We start from the raw sequence: 17,814 nt of genomic DNA, 5'->3' as shown, positions 1-17,814 counted from the left end.
ATGACGCCCGCCGCGACCGACCACCGGCACCGGGCGGCCGCGGCGCGCACGTCACGTACCGCCCCTGACTCTCACCCCTACGGCATCCACCCATCCGCTACGGCACAACCCCCTGGGTGACGGGGAGTTCGAGGACCCCGGTGTCCTCGGGCGCGCTGGTGACCGTCACCCGCTTCGCGCCGCGATTGCCCACATAGGCGGTGTCGCTCGCGGCGATCACCAGCCGCAGCCGGTGCCCCGGCTGGTAGCGGTGCACGATGCCCGGGAGTTCCACGGTGAACTTCCCCGTCACATCGGGCACCCTTGCCGGGGCCACCAACCGGTGCACCAACGTTTTCCGCCCGTCCGGCGCGACGTCGTAGAGCTTGGCGAAGACCACCAGCTTGTCGGCCGCGTCCGAGGAGTTCTGCACCCGCTCGGCCTGCGGCGAGGCGACCTTCAACGTCACCTTGGGCGCGCCCACCACGTCCAGCGGCCCGCCCGCCACCGGAGCCGAGGTCCAGTCCAGGTAGGTGCCGTTGATGTCGTACGGCTGCGGATCGGGGAGCCCCAGCAAGCCGGCCAGGGAATTCTCGGAGTGGCTGGTGGGCACCCGCAGATTGCGGTATTCGCGGCTGCCGCGGGCCACCTTGGCGCGGTTGTCGACGAGTTTGCCGTCCCCGGACAGATACAGCCGGCGACTGCCGCCCGCCGGATAGGCGGACGCGGTGGCGTAGGTGGGGCCGCTGGTCACCCAGTCCCGGTAGTACGCGAAGGCCGGTCCGGTACCGGTGCCCGTCCGGTGCTGCAGATAGCGGTCGAACCAGGCAAGGATCCGTCGCCCTACGTAGCTCGTCTCCAAGTTGCCCTTTCCCAGGTCGAGTTCGCCTTCCGCCGGATCCTTCATCCCGCCGCTGTGACCCCAGGACTGCCAGATCATCTTGACCGGGGTGCCCTGGGCGGCGAGGGTGCGGTAGGTGGCCGCGGCCTCGTTGAGGTTGAAGAGGGTGTCGGCCTGCCCCTGGACGAGCAGAGTGGGTGCCTTTACGGACTTCAGATAGGAGACCGGGGAGACGCTGCGTGCGTACTGCAGCATCGCCTGGGTCTCGTCGGCCGGGTACGTGTGGGAATCCAGCAGTCGCTTGGTGCGGCAGGCCGGCGCCACGAAGTGCAGACAGCCCGCGCCACCGGCCCGCGACGAGTCCAACCCCGGGTGGAGCAGCCCTTGCGCCTCGCCGATGAGGAAGAAGCCGTTCGTCCATTGGTACTTGTACACCCCGGGGACCGGGCCGCTGACGCCGTCGGTGCGATCGGCGTTGTTCGGATCGAGGGAGTAGGAGAGGTCGTTCCAGGTGATCAGCGGGACCAGCGCGTCGACGCGGTGGTCGACCGCGGCGGTGGCCATCTGGATCGCCCCGCCGTACGACCCGCCGATCATGCCGACCCGGGGATCGCCGGGTCGGTCCTTGGTGACGAAGTCGATGCGGGTGCCGTCGTCGGCGGTGCGCGTCCCGGCCAGCAGGTCGATCAACTGGCTCGCCGCCCTGCCGTCGATCTTGGGGTCGTCGAGGGAGATCGGGCAGCCGGTCTTGCCGAAGCCGAGGCCGGAGTAGGCGAGCGCGACATAGCCGCGGGCGGCGAACGCCCGGGCGGTGGCATCGGTCGAGCCGTCCGCCTTGCTGCCGCCGAAACCGTTGGTGGTCAGCACGGCCGGCGCCGGATGCGCGGCGTTGACACCCGACGGGCGGTAGAGGTCCGCGTCCACCGCGCAGTGGTGACCGCCGGCCCGCACGGTCACCTTCACCGCGGTGACCGTATACGGCGTGGCGGCGGAACCCACGGCGGCAGCGGGGGCGCTCAGGACGAGGGGCGCGGTGAGGGCGGTGCCGGTCAGCAGGGCGAGGTACGGGCGGAGCACGGGGCGGGACACGACTCGGGACACGCGGGGCACTCAGACCTCCAGAGGACACGTCGTACCAACCAGTCGGTAACGGCGCGCTCATGTTGTGACACGAGTAACGGACATGTCAACGCTCGTGACGCGAGTCGGTGATAGGACGTCAGTTCATCGCGACTGGCGGGGAGATGGAGCGATGACCTGCCATGCGAGCGGCGAGCAGAGCATGGCTACGCCCACGGGGGCAGGCGCGGACGCGGCATCCGACGTGGGTGCCTACCTGACGCACCATCACAGAATGAGCGTGTCGTGGGCCGCCGGCCGGGTGTGCGACTGCGTCACGCACTGCCGCACGCCGCCACCGGCGGAACAGTTCCCCGGCACACCGGCGTCCTATGCCTCGGGGCCGCAGCCGTACCACGCTGTCGCCTCCTCCTGGACGAGGGTCGTTCCGGCACGTACCCGGCCGTGCCCCGTCGGCCGGGTAGGGCACCGCGTCGTCAGATGGTCGCTCGTCGGCGCCCCGGCACACCGCGCAGGAAGTGGTCGAGGACCCGGACGCCGAAGTGCAGGCCCTCCACGGGGACCCGTTCGTCCACGCCGTGGAAGAGCGCCTGGTAGTCGAACCCCTCGGGCAGCTTCAGCGGTGAGAAGCCGTAGCCGACGATGCCCAGCCGGGAGAACTGCTTGGCGTCCGTGCCGCCGGACATGCAGTACGGCACGGCGTGACCGTCCGGGTCGAACCGCTCGATCGCGGCCCGCATCGCGGCGAACGACGGGGAGTCGACCGGAGACTGCAGCGCGACCTCACCGTGGTGGTAGTCCCAGGTGACATCGGGCCCGGTGAGCGCGTCCAACGTCGTGCGGAACTCCGCCTCGCCGCCCGGAACGACCCTGCCGTCCACATAGGCGACGGCGGATCCCGGGATCACATTGACCTTGTAACCGGCCGCCAGCATCGTCGGGTTGGCGCTGTTGCGGACCGTCGGCTCGACCAGCTTGGCGGCCGGACCGAGCTTGTCCAGCAGCGCGTCCACGTCGAAGTCGGGCCGCTCGGGGTCGACGTCGATGGCGTGCAGCGCGGCGAGCTCACGCAGCGCCGCCCGGACGGTGGGGGTGAGCCGCACCGGCCACTCATGCGCACCGATCCGGGACACCGCGTCGGCCAGCCGACTGACCGCGTTGTCGCGGTTGACCTTCGAGCCGTGCCCGGCCCGGCCCAGGGCCGTCAGCTTCAACCAGGCAGTGCCACGCTCCCCCGCCGCGATCGGGTAGATCCGCATCCCGCCACCGGCGTGGAACGTGAAGGCCCCCGATTCACTGATGCCTTCGGTGCACCCCTCGAAGAGGTCGGCGTAATGGTCGGCGAGGAATCCCGAGCCGTCCTCGGCGCTGGCCTCCTCATCGGCGGTGAACGCCAGCACGACGTCGCGCCTGGGCCGCACTCCGCTGCGTGCCCACTGGCGGACGACGGCGAGCATCATCGCGTCCATGTTCTTCATGTCGATGGCGCCCCGGCCCCAGACCACACCATCGCGGACCTCCCCCGAAAAGGGGTGGACCTGCCAGTCGGCGGGCTCGGCCGGAACCACGTCCAGGTGCCCGTGCACCAGGAGTGCGTCGGCGGACGGGTCGCTGCCCTCGATGCGGGCGACGACATTGGTGCGCCCCGGGCTGCGCTCCAGCAGCACCGGCTCGATGCCCACCTCGGTCAGCCGCTCGGCGACGTACTCCGCGGCCGGACGCTCCCGACAGCTGCCGTCTCCGGTGTTGCTCGTGTCGATGCGGATCAGATCCGAGGTGAACCGCACCACTTCGTCGAGCGCCTGCTGATCAACCGTCTCGGCGCTCGGGCCGGAGGTGTGCTCCGCCAGCTCAATCTCAGCCATATTGTTCCTCCACGGCGGACGAGACGACCGTGGTGACCGCCTTGAAACACCGGATGGCTTCGTACATGTCCTGACTGGTATACGCGACGCGGCGCTCACCGCAGCGCTCCACGCCGGGCACACATGTCGCCGCTCCCACCAGATGCTCGGCGTCGAACTCCAACTCGAACCGGAACGGGCCGCCACGGACCGGATCGTGACGCACCGCGAGCGCCGCGCCCTTGCAGGCCGCAGCCTGGATCTCGGCCGCCGTGCGGACCGGCGGCCGGCACACCGCCGCATAGCGCGAGACATAGTCCTTGACCGCCACGCCGGGCGCCCGCGGGGCGTATCCCTGCGCGTCCTCGCAGGTCCGGTCGTCGCCCGTCACCAGCACCACGGGCACCCCGTACTCCGCCACGACGAGGGAGTTGAGATACCCCTCGCTGGCGCGTATGCCGTCGACCCAGACGCCGGTGAGCGTATTGGCGAGATAGGTGTGCGCCAGCACGCCCTCCGTCCCGGCACCGGTGTGGTAGCCGACAAACGCGATGCCGTCGACGTCACCGCGCTGCACGCCCTCGACCATGCTCAGGGCCTTGTGGCGGCCCGTCAGCATCTCGGCGTGTGCGTCGAGTTGCTCCAGCAGCAGGTTGCGCATCGTCCAGTGGGCCTCGTTGACGAGCACCTCATCCGCCCCGCCGTCGAAGAAACCGGCGATGGCCGCGTTCACATCGGAGGTGAACATGTGGCGGCAGCGCTCCCACTGCGGGGTACCCGGCAGCACATCGGCGGGCCACGTCACTCCCGTGGCACCCTCCATGTCCGCGGAGATCAGGATCTTCACAGCTATCAGTCCCATCGCAGGTGAGAGGGCGCATACACAGCCCTTGACCGATCACGTTACGCGGACGCGAACACGCCGACCAGGGCTGTGGATAACTCCGGAGGTCCAGACCACTGAAGATCATCTACGCCGCCGGCACCCGCTCCCTGCCGTGCGCGTTCACACGCCCAACCCGGCCCGCCCACCCTCCCCTCCAAACCCGCCCACCCCCCGAAGGGGGGTGGGCGGCGGGGAAAAACTAGAAGAGGTGAGGGCGGTGGAAGAGGTGAAGGCGGTGGAAGGGGTAAGGGCGGTAGAAGGGGTGAAGGCGGGGTGGGGACGCGGCGAGAGGCGTGACGGCGAAAGACATGACGGTAGGGGGCGGAACGGGTAGAGGCGGGACAGCAAGGGAGGCTGCGGCAAGAGGGGTCCCGGCGAGAGGAGCGGGGGCAAGAGAGTCGACCGTAAGAGGAGCGAAGCCCGGAGGCCACACCTCCAGGAACTCAGGCGGCAGATCGCCCCCTCCTCCTCTCTCCCGCCCCTCGCGAATACCGCAAGCACACGGCCCACAGCACAACGCGCGCAGGGCACGAGGACTACAGCCACATGCCACACCGGACTTCAGGGCCGCCAGCGCCGTACCGGCCTAACGGCCTATAGATGCCTGCCCCTCCGCACGACCACCACAGGCCATCACCATCACGATCACGATCACAGACCACCGCACAGCGCGCACAGACCACACAGCAGCGGACCAGCGGACCAGCACAGCAATGCAGCAATGCAGCGTCACGGATGCCAGCCGCGCCCCATCAACTACACCGGACCGCACGCCAACACACGTACCGATTCCTCATTCGAGTTCCTCCTGGCAGCGCTCAAGCCACTCCAGGTCCGCCTGGATGTGTAGCATCGCGCCCTCTATCAGCAGGTGCGCAACCCGGTTGTCGCGGTCTTCGGAGGCGGCCAGACGGGACAGTTCCCGCATGCGCTTGAGGTAGTGCCGGCGCTGCTTGTTGATCAAGGCGACCTGGTTGGTGGTCCCGGCGCGGGAGGCGAGCGCCAGTTTCATGAAGAACTCGTCGCGGGCCCGCGGCTCGACGGTGGCGTCCTCGAACCACGAGCCCACCGCCTCACGGCCGGCCGCAGTGATCCGGTAGATCCGCTTGTTCGGGCGGTCCGGCTGCTGGACTTCCTCGCCCTCGATGAGGCCCGCCTTCTCCAGCCGGCTGAGTGTCACGTAGATCTGACCGACGTTCGGTCGGGGGTAGGCGGCGCCCAGGAGTGTCTCCAGTGCCTGTTTGAGTTCATAGCCGTGCGCGGGTCCGCTGACCAGCAGCGCCAGGAGTGGCAGCCGCACGCTCTCCCTCTCCCTGAGCCCTCGACGCCCATGGCGCGACGCCCATTGCTCAATGCCTGTTGTCCATTGGCCATTGTCCGTTGCTTGACGTCTGTCGCCCGTTGCCTGTCGCCTGTCGCCTGTCGCCTGTCGCTCAATGCCCGTTGCTCGATGGCCGTTGCTCGATGGCCGGTTCCTACGGTGGTGGTCAGCGCGGTGGCCGTCCGGTCCGGATCTGGTTCGGCCGGTTGCTGTCCCGTCTCGGAGGAGGTTCTCCCCGGGAAGCCTTGTCTTCAAGACCTCGCCTGGAAGCTCTTCCTACGGCTTTGCCAACTAGCCCTCTCCGGAATGGCTAACAGGTATACAGGAGCGCGGCAGCGGGGCGGACTCCGGGGCCCGACCGGATCGCATTCCACAGGAAGGGCGCTCCCCCACCCCCACCGCGCCAGCCAGCCCGACCATCCGGCCAAACGGTCACCCGACACCCCCGGCCGCCCATTCACCCGACCATCCCCTACTCCCTTATGTCATACGGGAGTTGGGTGACAGTCGGACACCCCCCGATGACATTCCGCGCAGGATCCAGACGCCATACCCCACAAATCCGGGCACGTACCGTTCGACTTTCGTCTTTCAGTTGACACCGAAAAGATGCGGCTACCTAACATGCATGCATAACAGCAACTCGCAAGCCGCCACGCCGACTTGCACCGTAAGAAGTGGATCCCGGTAGATGTTCACAGCCACCGCAGATCGCGGCCATCCGACCCCCGCCCAGGACACGGCCCAGCGCTGGTGGCGCGACGCGGTCATCTACCAGGTCTACGTCCGTAGCTTCCGCGACTCCACCGGAGACGGTACCGGAGACCTGGCCGGGGTCCGCGGCGGTCTTGCGTACCTCAAGAAGCTTGGTGTGGACGGGATTTGGCTCAGTCCGTTCTTCCCGTCCCCGCAGCACGACCACGGTTACGACGTGGCGGACTACCGCGACGTGGACCCCGCCTATGGCGACCTCAACGAGTTCGACCGGCTGGTGGCCGACGCTCACCGGCTCGGCCTGAAGGTGTTGTTGGACATCGTTCCCAATCACTGCTCCAGCGAACACCCGTGGTTCCGGGCGGCGTTGGAGGAGGGTCCGGGCGGCCCTTCGCGGGGGCTCTTCCACTTCGCGGAGGGGCGCGGGGAGCTCGGTGAGCTGCCGCCCAACAACTGGCGGGCGATGTTCGGAGGGCCCGCCTGGTCCCGCATCACCGAAGAGGACGGAACTCCCGGGCAGTGGTACCTCCACATGTTCACGCCCGAACAGCCCGACCTGAACTGGCGCAACCCGGAGGTGGCGGCCGACTTCGACAAGGTGCTGCGCTTCTGGCTGGACCGTGGGGTGGACGGCTTCCGCATCGACGTGGCGGCGGGGCTCTACAAGCACCCCGAGCTCCCCGACTCCCCCGACCCGGCGGCCGACGAGCGCACCCGCGACTCGGTCAACCCGCTGGCCTGGAACCAGCCCGAGGTGCACCAGGTGTGGCGCGACTGGCGGGCGCTGTGCGAGGAGTACACCGCCCAGGACGGCCACGACCGGCTGTTGGTGGGCGAGGTCTCGGTGCGCACCCCGGGCGAGCAGGCCGCGTACGTCCGACCCGACGAGCTGCACCAGGCGTTCTTCTTCCACCTGTTGACCGCCCGCTGGGACGTCGACCTCTTCCGCAAGGTGATCTCCGAGGCGCTGACCGACATCGCGGACACCGGGTCCACCGTCACCTGGGTGCTCAACAACCACGATCAGGTCCGGACCGCGACCCGTTACGCGGGTGAACCGGGCTCCCCGGAGGGCGCGTTGGGGCCGGCCCGGGCGCGCGCCGCGGCGCTGCTGATGCTGGCTCTGCCCGGTGCCGCGTATGTCTACCAGGGCGAGGAGTTGGGGCTGCCCGAGGTCGACGACCTACCGGACGAGGTGCTCACCGACCCGATCTTCCACCGCACGGGCAGCCGGCAGCACATCCGGGACGGCTGCCGGGTGCCGCTGCCCTGGTCCGGGGAGGCCGCCCCGTACGGCTTCAGTGCGGCCGGGGCGACGCGGACCTGGCTTCCGCAGCCCGCGTCGTTCGCCGGGCACACCGCGGAGCGGGCAATGGCCGACACCGGGTCCTTCTGGCACCTCTACCGCGAGGCGCTCCAGTTGCGCCGGGGCCTTCCGCAGCTCGGTGACGGGCCGCTGCGCTGGCTGGAGTCGCCGCCGCAGGTGCTGGCGTTCGTCCGCGGGGACGGGCTGGTCTGTGCGGTGAACTTCGGCACCGGGTCGGTGCCGGCGCCGGTGGCCGGTGTGCCGCTGCTGGCCAGCGGCGCCTGTCCGGCCGGGACGCTTCCGGGGGCCACCGCCGCCTGGTGGATGGACCCGGCCCAGCCGTTGCTGCCGTAGGCGGGCGGCAGTTCGGTGCGGTACCGGGGCGTCGGGCGTCAGGGCGGGCGGTGGCGTCGGTCGGCGCCCCGGTGGCGGGTCGGTGCGGGGCACTGGGGACGGGTGGGGACGGGTGGGGCGTGGGGCAACGCGCACGATGCCCCTGATGTCCCTTTGGCGCATATCACACCCGTCCGCTCTTTTCCCCTCGGTCGATCGGCCTGCATTCTTGCGGGGTGCCCGCTACCAGGGCACGGGTCGTCGCTTGATTGCCGTAGCCGGTGGGATACCGGGTGGGCTCCCCAGGGATGCCAGGCGGGCGACGCACACAGTGGGACAGGACACACCACCCTCATGCACGGATCACGCACGGCACGTCGGAGCACTGCACGCCGCACACGTCGCGGGCTGGCCGCCCTGGTGGCCGCCGGAACGGCGCTCACCGTATGGAGCGCCGCGGCGCCCGCCTCGGCGAGCTCCGGCAGCGACACCGTGGGCGACGCCGAGGTCGTCTGCACCTCCGACCAGCCAGGTCTGGCCCCCACCCTGTCCCACGACATCGCCGGCGCCCTCCAGGGACGCCAGGGCACCTCGGCGGTCGCCCTCTACGACCGCCCCTCCGGGACCAGCTGCGAGTTCCAGGCGGGCACGTCCTTCGACTCCGCGAGCGTGGTCAAGGTCACGGTCCTGGGGGCGCTGCTGCGGCAGGCGGAGGAGGCGCACCGTGTGCTGACGCCGCACGAGGTCACGCTGACCACCGCCATGATCACCAAGTCGGACAACGCCTCGACCGATGCCCTGTGGCACCAGGTCGGCCGGGCCGGGATCCAGCACTTCCTGGACCGTGCCGGTATGCGGCACACCGTGCCCGGCCCCGGCGGCTCCTGGGGCCTCACGCAGATCACCGCCGCCGACCAGCTCACCCTGATGCGGCTGCTCACGACGGACAACGCGGTGCTCAACGCGGCGTCCCGGGACTACGCCCTCGACCTGATGCAGAAGGTCGTCCCCGAACAGCGGTGGGGCGCGCCGGCGGGGGCGCCATCCTCGGCGACCGCCCACCTCAAGAACGGCTGGCTGCCGCGCACCCACCAGGGCTGGCGGGTGCACAGCGTCGGTTCGTTCAGCGGCAGCGGCAACGACTACGCGATGGCGCTCCTCTCCACCGGCAGCGACACCATGGGCTACGGGGTGGCCACCGTGGAGGCGGCCGCCAAGGTCATCCACCGGGACCTGGCGGGTGCGGTCGGTGGCCAGGACATCGGGCAGGTCCCCGGACCGGCGCCCACGGCGGCGTCCGGAACCTGAATGGAACCTGTACGTTCCGGCCGGCCTCCCAGCTCCGCCCCGGATACCGGGATGGGCGCCAGTAATACTGGCCGGGTGACCACTGCCCGCATTCTGGTCGTCGAGGACGATCACGGCCTGCGCGATGTGCTCGTCCGCGGACTGCGCGACGAGGAGTTCGACGTCGTCACCGCCGCCGACGGCGCCACGGCGCTGCGCACCGCCGATGCGGCGGTGGACGCGGTGGTGCTGGACATCGGGCTGCCCGACGCGGACGGCCGGGACGTGTGCCAGGCCATGCGCGGCGCGGGGATCACCGCCCCGGTGATCTTCCTGACCGCCCGCGGCAACCTCACCGACCGGCTGTCCGGCTTCGCCTCCGGCGGTGACGACTACCTGGCCAAGCCCTTCCACCTGAGTGAGCTGGCCGCCCGGATCCGGGCGGTGCTGCGCCGCCGGGGCGAGACCGCCGCGCTCGTCGACCGTGCCGATGGGCTGCGGCTGGACCCGGTACGGCACGCGCTGACCATGCCCGGCCGGACGGTGCCGTTGACGCCGACCGAGTTCCGGCTGCTGGCGTGCCTGATGGCGGAGCCGGGGGCGGTGGTCCGCCGGCGGGCGCTGCTGCGGGCCGGTTGGCCGGAGGGCGCGCAGGTCAGCGACAACACCCTGGACCAATACCTGGCCCGGCTCCGACGGAAACTGCGCGAGGCCGGCACCCCGCACCGGATCGGCACGGTCCGCGGGGTCGGGTACCGCTTCGCATGAGACGGCTGGGGTGCCCGGGGCTGCGGACGCGGGTGGTGCGGTGGTTGCGGGACGCGGCGCGTCCGTTCACCTTCCGTCCCTTCGCGATGCGTCTGCTCGCGGTCCGTCCGTTCGCGGTGCGGACGCTCCGGGGGCGGCTCGCCCTCCTGGCGCTCGTCACCAGTGCGCTGTGGATCGCGGTGCTGACGGTGGCCTTCAACCTGGCCCTGGAGAAGCGGCTGCACGAGGAGACCGACGGCACCCTGCGGACCCGGGCGGAGGCGGTGGCCGCCACCGTGGACGCCCGGCCGGACGGGCGGTTGGCGGTCCACGAGCCGGCCCGGGACACGGCGCTGGACAGCGGTGTGTGGATCTTCGAGGGAGGTCGCGTGCGGGATCGGCCGGCCGGCGCACCCACCGCCCTGGGGGAGCACGCGGCCCAACTGGTCGGCCGGGGCGAGGTATTCCAGGACGTTGAAGTGGAGGGGCCCGGTCCGGGCGCGGTGCGGCTCTACGCGTACCCCGTCGCCGCGACTGCCGGGCGCGGTCAGGCCGGGACGGTCGTCACCTCGGTCGGTCTCGACCCGTACCGCAGTACCGCGGACATCGCGCTCGTCGGTTCGGTCACGCTGGCCGTGCTGCTCCTGGGGACCATCTATCTGCTGACCCACCTGGTGGTGCGCCGGGCGCTGCGGCCGGTGGCCTCGATGAGCGCCCAGGCCACCCGGTGGAGCGAGGTCGGGGCGGCGGAACGGTTCGGGGCGGCCGGGCGGCCCGCCGAGCTCGCCGCGTTCGCCGCCAGCCTCGACGGTCTGCTGGACCGGCTCGCCGCGGTGCTGCGCCACGAGCAGCAGCAGGCCGCCGAGCTCTCCCACGAGCTGCGCACCCCCTTGGCGCGGATCACCGCGGAGACCGAATGGCTGACCAGCCGGCCGCGCAGCGCAGCGGAGCGGGCCGCTTCGCACGAGGCGATCGCGAGTGCCGCGGCCACCATGCAGCAGATCTGTGCGTCGCTGCTGTCCGAGGCCCGCACCCGTGGTGCGGCGGTGCCGGGCAGGTGCCACTTCCCGGATCTCGCGCACCAGTTGGCGGGGCGGATCGCGGCGGACCACCCCGGTGCGCCCGCGGTGACGGTGGCGGGTGACGCGGCGGCCGTGGGAGTGCCGGCGGCGGTCGTGGAGCGGATCCTGATGCCGCTGCTGGACAACGCCCGCCGGTACGCGGGGAACACCATCGGCCTCATGTGCACCGTGCGGCCCGGTGCGGTCGTCCTCCACGTCACCGACGACGGGCCGGGGGTGCCGCCGGAGTTCGCCGATGCGCTCTTCGAGCCCGGGCGGCGGGCCTGTCCGGAGGACGGGCACGACGGCGCGGGCTTGGGGCTGGCGCTCGCCCGGCGGTTGGCCCGCGCGGCCGGCGGCGACATCGTGCTGGACGGCGCCGGCCCGGGGGCGCGGTTCGCGGTCACGCTGCCGGCGGGCTGACCTCGGCTTCCGGTCCGGTCGGCAGGGCGTCCCGCTTCGACCGGGTCAGGTACACCACCAGGGCGAGGATGACGGCCAGGAAGAGGGCGCTGGTGCCGACGGTGCCCAGGCCCAGTCCGCCGTCGCCGGACGGCTGGGAGAGGTAGTCGCCGAGCGAGGCGCCGAGCGGCCGGGTCAGGACGTAGGCGATCCAGAACGCCCAGACGGCGTTGAGGCCCAGGCCGAAGCGGGCCAGTGCGACCGTGCCGATGAGGACGGCGAAGACGACCGCGGAGAACCAGTAGCCCAGGCTCAGCCGCTCGGCGGTCAGGTCGCCGGCCGAGGTGCCCAGCGCGAAGGTGAACAGGATCGCCAGCCAGTAGAAGGCTTCCCGTCGCGTGGTGCGGATGGAGTGGATCGACAGGGTGCGTTCGCTCAGGTACCAGGCGCCGAAGGTCAGCGCCAGCGCCACGGCGAAGACCGCGGTGCTGACCTCCAGCGGGACGCCGAGGTTGTCGGTGAGGTTGTCGCTGATCAGCGTGCCGACGACGCTGATCAGGACGACGGCGAGCCAGTACCGGGCCGGGCTGTAGGAGCGGGCCCGGAACTGGAAGGCCAAGGCGGCGATCAGCAGCGCGGTCATCACGTAGGAGGTGCGGGTCAGGCCCATGCCGAGATTGCCGTTGAGCAGGTCGGCCGCGGTCTCGCCCACGGTGGTGCACAGGACCTTGATCACCCAGAAGTGGACGGTGACCTGGGGGACTTTGTTCAGCATGTGACGTGGGCTGCGGGTGGGTGGCCCGGTCAGGGGGGTACGCGCTTCGGTGGTCATGGTCGGGCACGCTGCCAGGGGTCACCTGAACGCTTCCTGACCGGTTGCGGAGCACGGAGCGGCGGCTTCCGGATCGGCCGGAGGTGGCGGCGGATCGGTACGCCGCCCGCGCCGCGCGAGGGTGGAGTCCGCGCAGCCGGCGAGCACCTTCTGTAACAGGCTGTACGCCAGGATCGGCAGCAGGACGTGCGGGTGGTCGGGGAAGCGGGTGGTGGCCAGGACCGCGCCGGCGCTGCTGTTGTTCATGCCGGAGGTGAACGTCAGGGCGACGGCGTCGGCATGAGCGGCTTTCAGGGCGCGCGCCAGGCACCAGCCGAGGAGGAAGGACGCCGCGCACATGACCGCCGCGGCGAGCGTGGCGAGGGTGAGCAACGCGGGCCGGGGGCGGGCAATGAGGTCGGCGAAGGCACCGCAGGCGTTGAGGTAGGTGAGTGTGAGGGCAGCGGCCAGGGCGAAAAGTTTCAGCCAGGGCATGGCCGCGGCGGCCCAGCGCTCGGGCAGTGCGGCGCGGACGGCCAGCCCGGCGAGGCAGGGCGCCACCACCCCGGTGGCGGCCTGTATGCCGCCCGACACCTGGGCCATCCTGGCGAGCGCCGCGGAGTAGTTGCCGCTGGTCACGGCGGAGGCGCCGGCCAGGGTGAGCGGGATGGTGAGCGGGCTGAGCAGCGTGGAGGACATCACCAGCCCGACGACCAGGGTGTGGTTGCCGCCGGCCCGGGTTCCCCAGACGGTGGCGCCGCCGGCGACCGGCATCGCGGCGATCAGCGCGAGCCCGGTGAGCAGGCCGCTGCCGCCGTCGGCGTCGGGGAGAAGCAGGAAGGTCCCGGCGAGCAGGATCAGGACGAGTAACGGAAGGGCGGTGTTGGCGGCGGTTCCGGCTGCCAACAGGCCGGGGCGGCGCAGCAGGACCGTCAGTTCCCGTGCGTGCACTTGGAGGGCCGCGGTGAAGAGCACGTAGCCGAGCAGCAGGGTCTGCGGTGTCAGGGTCGTCGAGCCGCCCGGCAGCGGCAGGGTGCCGCAGGGGAGGTTGCGGGCCCACTGGCCGGCACCGGGCACCGCCGCCGCGGCGACGTAGGCGAGCGGCATGGCCCAGGCGAGGTGGCGTTGGGCGCGGGCGAGCAGGTGTCGTCCCCTGTGGGGGTGTGGTGCTGCGGTCGTCACCGGGGCGTCGTCCTCCGTTCGCGACAGCAACCGTCTACAGCCTTGTAGACGGTCCATGTCACCTTAGACGCCGTTGCCCCTGGCGGCAGTTGCGCCGCACCTGTACGAGAAGGGGCGACATCCCACCGCCGTACGAGAAAGGGGCGAAATCTCACCGTCAACTGACGGTTGACGATCGGAAGATCGTCAACCTATGGTTGACGCATGACAGATTCCGCTCGTATGACGCATCCCGTCCGCCTCGACGATCTGATCGAGGCCATCAAGAACAACCGCTCGGACGTACTGGAGCAGCTCTCCGACGCGGTGATCGCCGCGGACCACCTCGGCGAGGTGGCCGACCACCTCATCGGGCACTTCGTGGACCAGGCCCGGCGCTCCGGCGCGTCCTGGACCGACATCGGCAAGAGCATGGGGGTCACCAAGCAGGCCGCGCAGAAGCGCTTCGTCTCCAAGGCCCCGGGCGGCGGCTCGGACCTCGACCCGAGCCAGGGCTTCAGCCGGTTCACCGAACGGGCCCGGAACGTCGTGGTGGCGTCGCAGAACGAAGCCCACGCGGCCCACAACGACGAGATCCGCCCCGAGCACCTCGCGCTCGGCCTGCTGTGCGAGCCGGAAGCGCTCGCCGTCCGTGCCATCGCCGCCCAGGGCGTGACGGCCCAGGCTCTCCGCGAGGCCCTGACCGCGGCGCTGCCGCCCGCGGCCGACTCCCTGCCCGCCCTCACCCCGTTCGACGCCCAGTCCCGCAAGGCCCTGGAGCTCACCTACCGCGAGGCCCTGCGGCTGGGCCACAACTACATCGGCACCGAACACCTCCTGCTGGCCCTGCTGGAGCAGGAGAACGGGTCCGGTCCGCTCACCGACCTCGGCATCGACAAGGCGGCCGCCGAGGCGTTCATCGGCGAGGCGGTGGCCGCGATCCTTGCCGCCCGGCAGAAGCAGTAGCGGGACGGCCGGAAGGGGCGGGCCGGGCCCGCCCCTCAGTCGGCCTCCGTTTCCGGGCCCGCCACCACCCAGTGCGAGGGCAGTTCGATGCGCGACCCGTCCGGCCCGTATTCCGTTGTCGTCAGCGGAAGTTGACCGGAGGCGACGATCCGCAGCCCGTGACTGCGCAGCAGTCCGGGCACCTCGACATCGGGAATCTCCCCGGGGGTGAGCCCATGGGAGAAGACGGCGTGCAGCTTGGCGGGCGGTCCGGCCGGGCCCTGCGCCAGGGCCCGCAGGAGCTCCTTGGCGGACGCGGCCGGTTCGACGACGAAGAGCCGACCGCGGGCGCCCAGCAGTGGGACGACGTTCGCCACGATCCGGACCCGGTCACCGGCGGCGCACTGGTGCAGTACGCCGCGCACGTAGACGTTGCTGTCGCCCAGTTCGGCGTGGAGCGCCCCGACGGCCGCCCCGTCGACGGCGTCCAGCTGACGGAATTCCGCCACCCCGTCGGCGTCCTCGGCCCGGGCCCGCGCAATGGCCGCGGCGGCGGAATCGATGCCGAGGGCGCGCCCGAAGTGGCCTGCCAGGTAACGGGTCTGGGTGCCGTTGCCGCAGCCCAGATCGACCAGCGGCAGGGCGGCGTCGGCATGCCCGGCGAGCAGCGGGAGGTGGAGCCCGGCGGTCTCCGACGGGTCGGCATCCCAGTTGACTCTCCCCCTCGTAAACGAGGGGGATTCTCACGGCTTGCGCCGTGATGCTTTCTGCTTCGTCGCCGACTGCCCGCCCGGAGTTCTCCGTTGAGGTCTTACACCAGCTCCACAGACAGACACCGAAAGTCCTTCGGCCAGAATGTTGCGTGCCGCGTTCACGTCCCGGTCGTGGGTCGTGCCGCAGTCGCACGTCCAGGTGCGGACGTTGAGCGGCATCTTCGATGCGAGGGTGCCGCAGACGGAGCACAGCCTGGAGGAGGGGAAGAAACGGTCGACCGCGATCACCTCGCGGCCGTACCAGGCGGCCTTGTACTCCAGCAGGCTCCGGAACTCCGACCACGCCGCATCGCTGATGGCGCGGGCCAGAGTGTGGTTCTTGACCATGTTGCGCACGGTCAGATCCTCGATCACGATCGTTTGGTTCTCACGAACGAGTCGAGTGGTGAGCTTGTGGAGCCGGTCACGACGGGAGTCCGCGATCCGGGCGTGGATCTTCGCGACCCTTTGCCGGGCCTTGGCCCGGTTGTTCGACCCCTTGTCCTTCTTCGCGAGAGCGCGTTGGGCCTTCGCGAGCCGGGCACGGTGCTTACGCTCATGCTTCGGGTTGGTGATCTTCTCGCCGGTCGAGAGGGTCAGGAGGCTGTCGAGACCAGCGTCGATCCCGACGGCCGCGTCTGTGGCGGGAAGCGGTTTAACGCTGGGGTCGTCACAAAGCATCGAGACGAACCAGCGGCCCGCCGCATCGCGGGACACGGTCACCGTCGAGGGCTTCGCGTCCCGCGGGAGAGGGCGGGACCACACAATCGCCAGCGGCTCGGCCATCTTCGCGAGCGTGAGCTTCCCGTCCCGGAACCGGAACGCGGAGGATGTGTACTCGGCCGAGGCGCGGGCCTTCTTCTTCGACTTGAAACGCGGGTAGCGGGCGCGCTTGGCGAAGAAGTTGGTGTACGCGACTTGCAGGTGCCGAAGGCACTGCTGGAGCGGCACGGAGGAGACCTCGTTGAGGAACGCCAGCTCTTCGGTCTTCTTCCACACGGTCAGCATCGCCGACGTGGCGTTGTAGTTGACCCGCTCCTGACGCAGCGTCCATGCCTCGGTACGCGCCTGGAGCGCCATGTTGTAGACCTTGCGCACGCATCCGAACGTGCGCGACAGCTCCGCTGCCTGCGCATCCGTCGGAGAGAAGCGGTACTTAAACGCCCGCTTCACGCAAGTGGACATAGCTCACACACTAACACGACAACTAGTGACCTACTGGGGGCTGTTGGTGGTGAACGACGAATCACCCGACGGCGATTCGTCTCCCCTTGCCCTGCTCCGCAGGGGCTCCGCTTCCTCCCCCACGCAAACGTGGGGGTATCCACGAAGGAGACAGGATGACCTGGCCCGCGCCGGCCGGCGCATCACGCCAGAAGCTTTCCCAGGCCCGAAGATTGCGGCTCGTAGCACTCATGGCCCCTTGCTACGCCTGCCGGCGATCACCGGCAAGAGGGGCGAGGCCCCCTTCATCCGACGGGGTGTCGGGGGCCGGATCGCTGACCGGCCGCGCCGTTCGTCGGTGACGTTCGGCGCCCGGATGACGGCGTCGCAGGCGTCGCTGGGCGAGGCGGCCGGGTGAGCCGCGGACTCCGCCAGCGCACCTCGATGTCCTCGCCCCGTTTCTCACAGCGGGCGACAACGGCGATCAAGCGAAGAGATTCGGTACAGGGTGGGCGGGAACGGACGTCAAGTGTCGCTCCCAGGGCGCCTCTTGGGCGCCATCAGCGGTTTCCGCCGGCGGGCCGCCCGGGAGGCTGGACGGCGCCGCGCGGGGGAAACCACCCGAACCGGTGAGCCTGCCGGCACCCCGAACGGGTTACGGGACGGCGCTCCCTCACTTCTCCATATGGGCCGCGAGGTTGGCGAGGATCGCGTCGTAGATACGGCCGAGCCCCTTGGGGGCGAAGGTCCGCTCGAAGAAGCCGCCGATGCCGCCGGCGCCCTGCCAGGTGGTGGTGACGACGACCTTGGCGCGGTTCTCCCCGGCCGGGGTCACGACCCAGGTGGTCACCATCGAGGAGTTGCGGTCCTTCTCCACCAACTGGCCGTCGGTCGGCTCGTCGACCTCCAGCAGACAGTCGCGCACCCGCTTGCTGGTGGCCTGGAGCTTCCAGTGGACGAGGGTGCCCTTGCCGTCGCCGCCCTCGCGGACCTCGTACTCACTGAAGTGCTCGGGCAGCAGCTGCCGGCGCGTGCCGCTGTAGTCGGCGAGCGCGTCGAACACGTCCTCCGGGTCCGCCGCGATCTCGCGCTGCGTGGTGGCCTCTACCTGCCCCATGTGTGTCTTCCTCCAGTAGTCGGCTGCCGGACCTGAGTGCGCCGCCAACCTGCGGTGCGCGGC

Annotated in this window: 14 protein-coding genes; 5 read left to right on the top strand and 9 right to left on the bottom strand. The window is 70.5% G+C overall.

The features are described from left to right. Positions 1-97 precede the first annotated feature (97 nt). From ACO0M4_RS07590 to ACO0M4_RS07575, 4 genes are all read right to left on the bottom strand, one after another. Positions 98-1,921, bottom strand: coding sequence for a CocE/NonD family hydrolase (locus tag ACO0M4_RS07590; protein ID WP_430368974.1), 1,824 nt, complete (start codon positions 1,919-1,921; stop codon positions 98-100). 455 nt (positions 1,922-2,376) lie between these two features. After that, positions 2,377-3,765, bottom strand: a complete 1,389-nt coding sequence (locus ACO0M4_RS07585) for a M20/M25/M40 family metallo-hydrolase (RefSeq protein WP_430368973.1) — start codon at positions 3,763-3,765, stop codon at positions 2,377-2,379. Then, positions 3,758-4,591, bottom strand: coding sequence for a M55 family metallopeptidase (locus ACO0M4_RS07580; protein WP_430371290.1), 834 nt, complete (start codon positions 4,589-4,591; stop codon positions 3,758-3,760). Before ACO0M4_RS07580 ends, ACO0M4_RS07585 begins: the two co-directional genes overlap by 8 nt. Before the next feature lie 832 nt (positions 4,592-5,423). Further along, entirely contained in the window at positions 5,424-5,930 is a 507-nt protein-coding gene (locus ACO0M4_RS07575) for a PadR family transcriptional regulator (RefSeq protein WP_430368972.1), read from the bottom strand. Between the two features lie 712 nt (positions 5,931-6,642). On the opposite strand from ACO0M4_RS07575, the gene ACO0M4_RS07570 reads away from it, so the two are divergent. From ACO0M4_RS07570 to ACO0M4_RS07555, 4 genes are all read left to right on the top strand, one after another. Continuing rightward, positions 6,643-8,325, top strand: coding sequence for a glycoside hydrolase family 13 protein (locus tag ACO0M4_RS07570; protein ID WP_430368971.1), 1,683 nt, complete (start codon positions 6,643-6,645; stop codon positions 8,323-8,325). A 333-nt stretch (positions 8,326-8,658) separates the two neighbouring features. Further along, positions 8,659-9,612 carry a serine hydrolase gene (locus ACO0M4_RS07565; RefSeq protein WP_430368970.1) on the top strand — a complete coding sequence of 318 codons (954 nt, stop codon included), beginning with the start codon at positions 8,659-8,661 and terminating at the stop codon, positions 9,610-9,612. A 75-nt stretch (positions 9,613-9,687) separates the two neighbouring features. Next, on the top strand, positions 9,688-10,359 hold the full coding sequence (locus ACO0M4_RS07560; RefSeq protein WP_430368969.1) for a response regulator transcription factor: 672 nt from the start codon (positions 9,688-9,690) through the stop codon (positions 10,357-10,359). Next, positions 10,356-11,822, top strand: coding sequence for an ATP-binding protein (locus ACO0M4_RS07555; protein ID WP_430368968.1), 1,467 nt, complete (start codon positions 10,356-10,358; stop codon positions 11,820-11,822). The genes ACO0M4_RS07560 and ACO0M4_RS07555 overlap by 4 nt, the downstream gene beginning before the upstream one ends. Here the strand turns inward: ACO0M4_RS07555 and ACO0M4_RS07550 are convergent. Both ACO0M4_RS07550 and ACO0M4_RS07545 read right to left on the bottom strand, forming a co-directional pair. After that, positions 11,803-12,576: a COG4705 family protein gene (locus ACO0M4_RS07550; RefSeq protein WP_430368967.1), complete on the bottom strand. Its 774-nt coding sequence runs from the start codon at positions 12,574-12,576 to the stop codon at positions 11,803-11,805. The genes ACO0M4_RS07555 and ACO0M4_RS07550 overlap by 20 nt on opposite strands. A 78-nt stretch (positions 12,577-12,654) precedes the next feature. After that, positions 12,655-13,794, bottom strand: a complete 1,140-nt coding sequence (locus ACO0M4_RS07545; protein ID WP_430368966.1) for a bile acid:sodium symporter family protein — start codon at positions 13,792-13,794, stop codon at positions 12,655-12,657. 204 nt (positions 13,795-13,998) lie between these two features. Between ACO0M4_RS07545 and ACO0M4_RS07540 the strand changes: the two genes are divergently transcribed. Further along, positions 13,999-14,739 (top strand): Clp protease N-terminal domain-containing protein, encoded by a 741-nt coding sequence (locus ACO0M4_RS07540; RefSeq protein ID WP_430368965.1) that lies wholly within the window; start codon positions 13,999-14,001, stop codon positions 14,737-14,739. Positions 14,740-14,774: 35 nt separating this feature from the next. On the opposite strand, the gene ACO0M4_RS07535 is transcribed toward ACO0M4_RS07540, so the two are convergent. From ACO0M4_RS07535 to ACO0M4_RS07525, 3 genes are all read right to left on the bottom strand, one after another. After that, complete coding sequence (locus ACO0M4_RS07535; RefSeq protein ID WP_430371289.1) at positions 14,775-15,344, bottom strand: methyltransferase domain-containing protein; 570 nt, start codon at positions 15,342-15,344, stop codon at positions 14,775-14,777. Between the two features lie 117 nt (positions 15,345-15,461). After that, a complete protein-coding gene (locus ACO0M4_RS07530) occupies positions 15,462-16,655 on the bottom strand; it encodes an RNA-guided endonuclease InsQ/TnpB family protein (RefSeq protein WP_430368964.1) in 1,194 nt (397 codons plus the stop codon). A gap of 652 nt (positions 16,656-17,307) precedes the next feature. Then, entirely contained in the window at positions 17,308-17,751 is a 444-nt protein-coding gene (locus ACO0M4_RS07525) for an SRPBCC family protein (protein ID WP_430368963.1), read from the bottom strand. Between the last annotated feature and the right edge of the window lie 63 nt (positions 17,752-17,814).

This window comes from Streptomyces sp. RGM 3693, from assembly GCF_050471125.1.
Taxonomy (GTDB): Bacteria; Actinomycetota; Actinomycetes; order Streptomycetales; family Streptomycetaceae; genus Streptomyces.
This window is presented reverse-complemented; position numbering and strand designations above follow the sequence as displayed.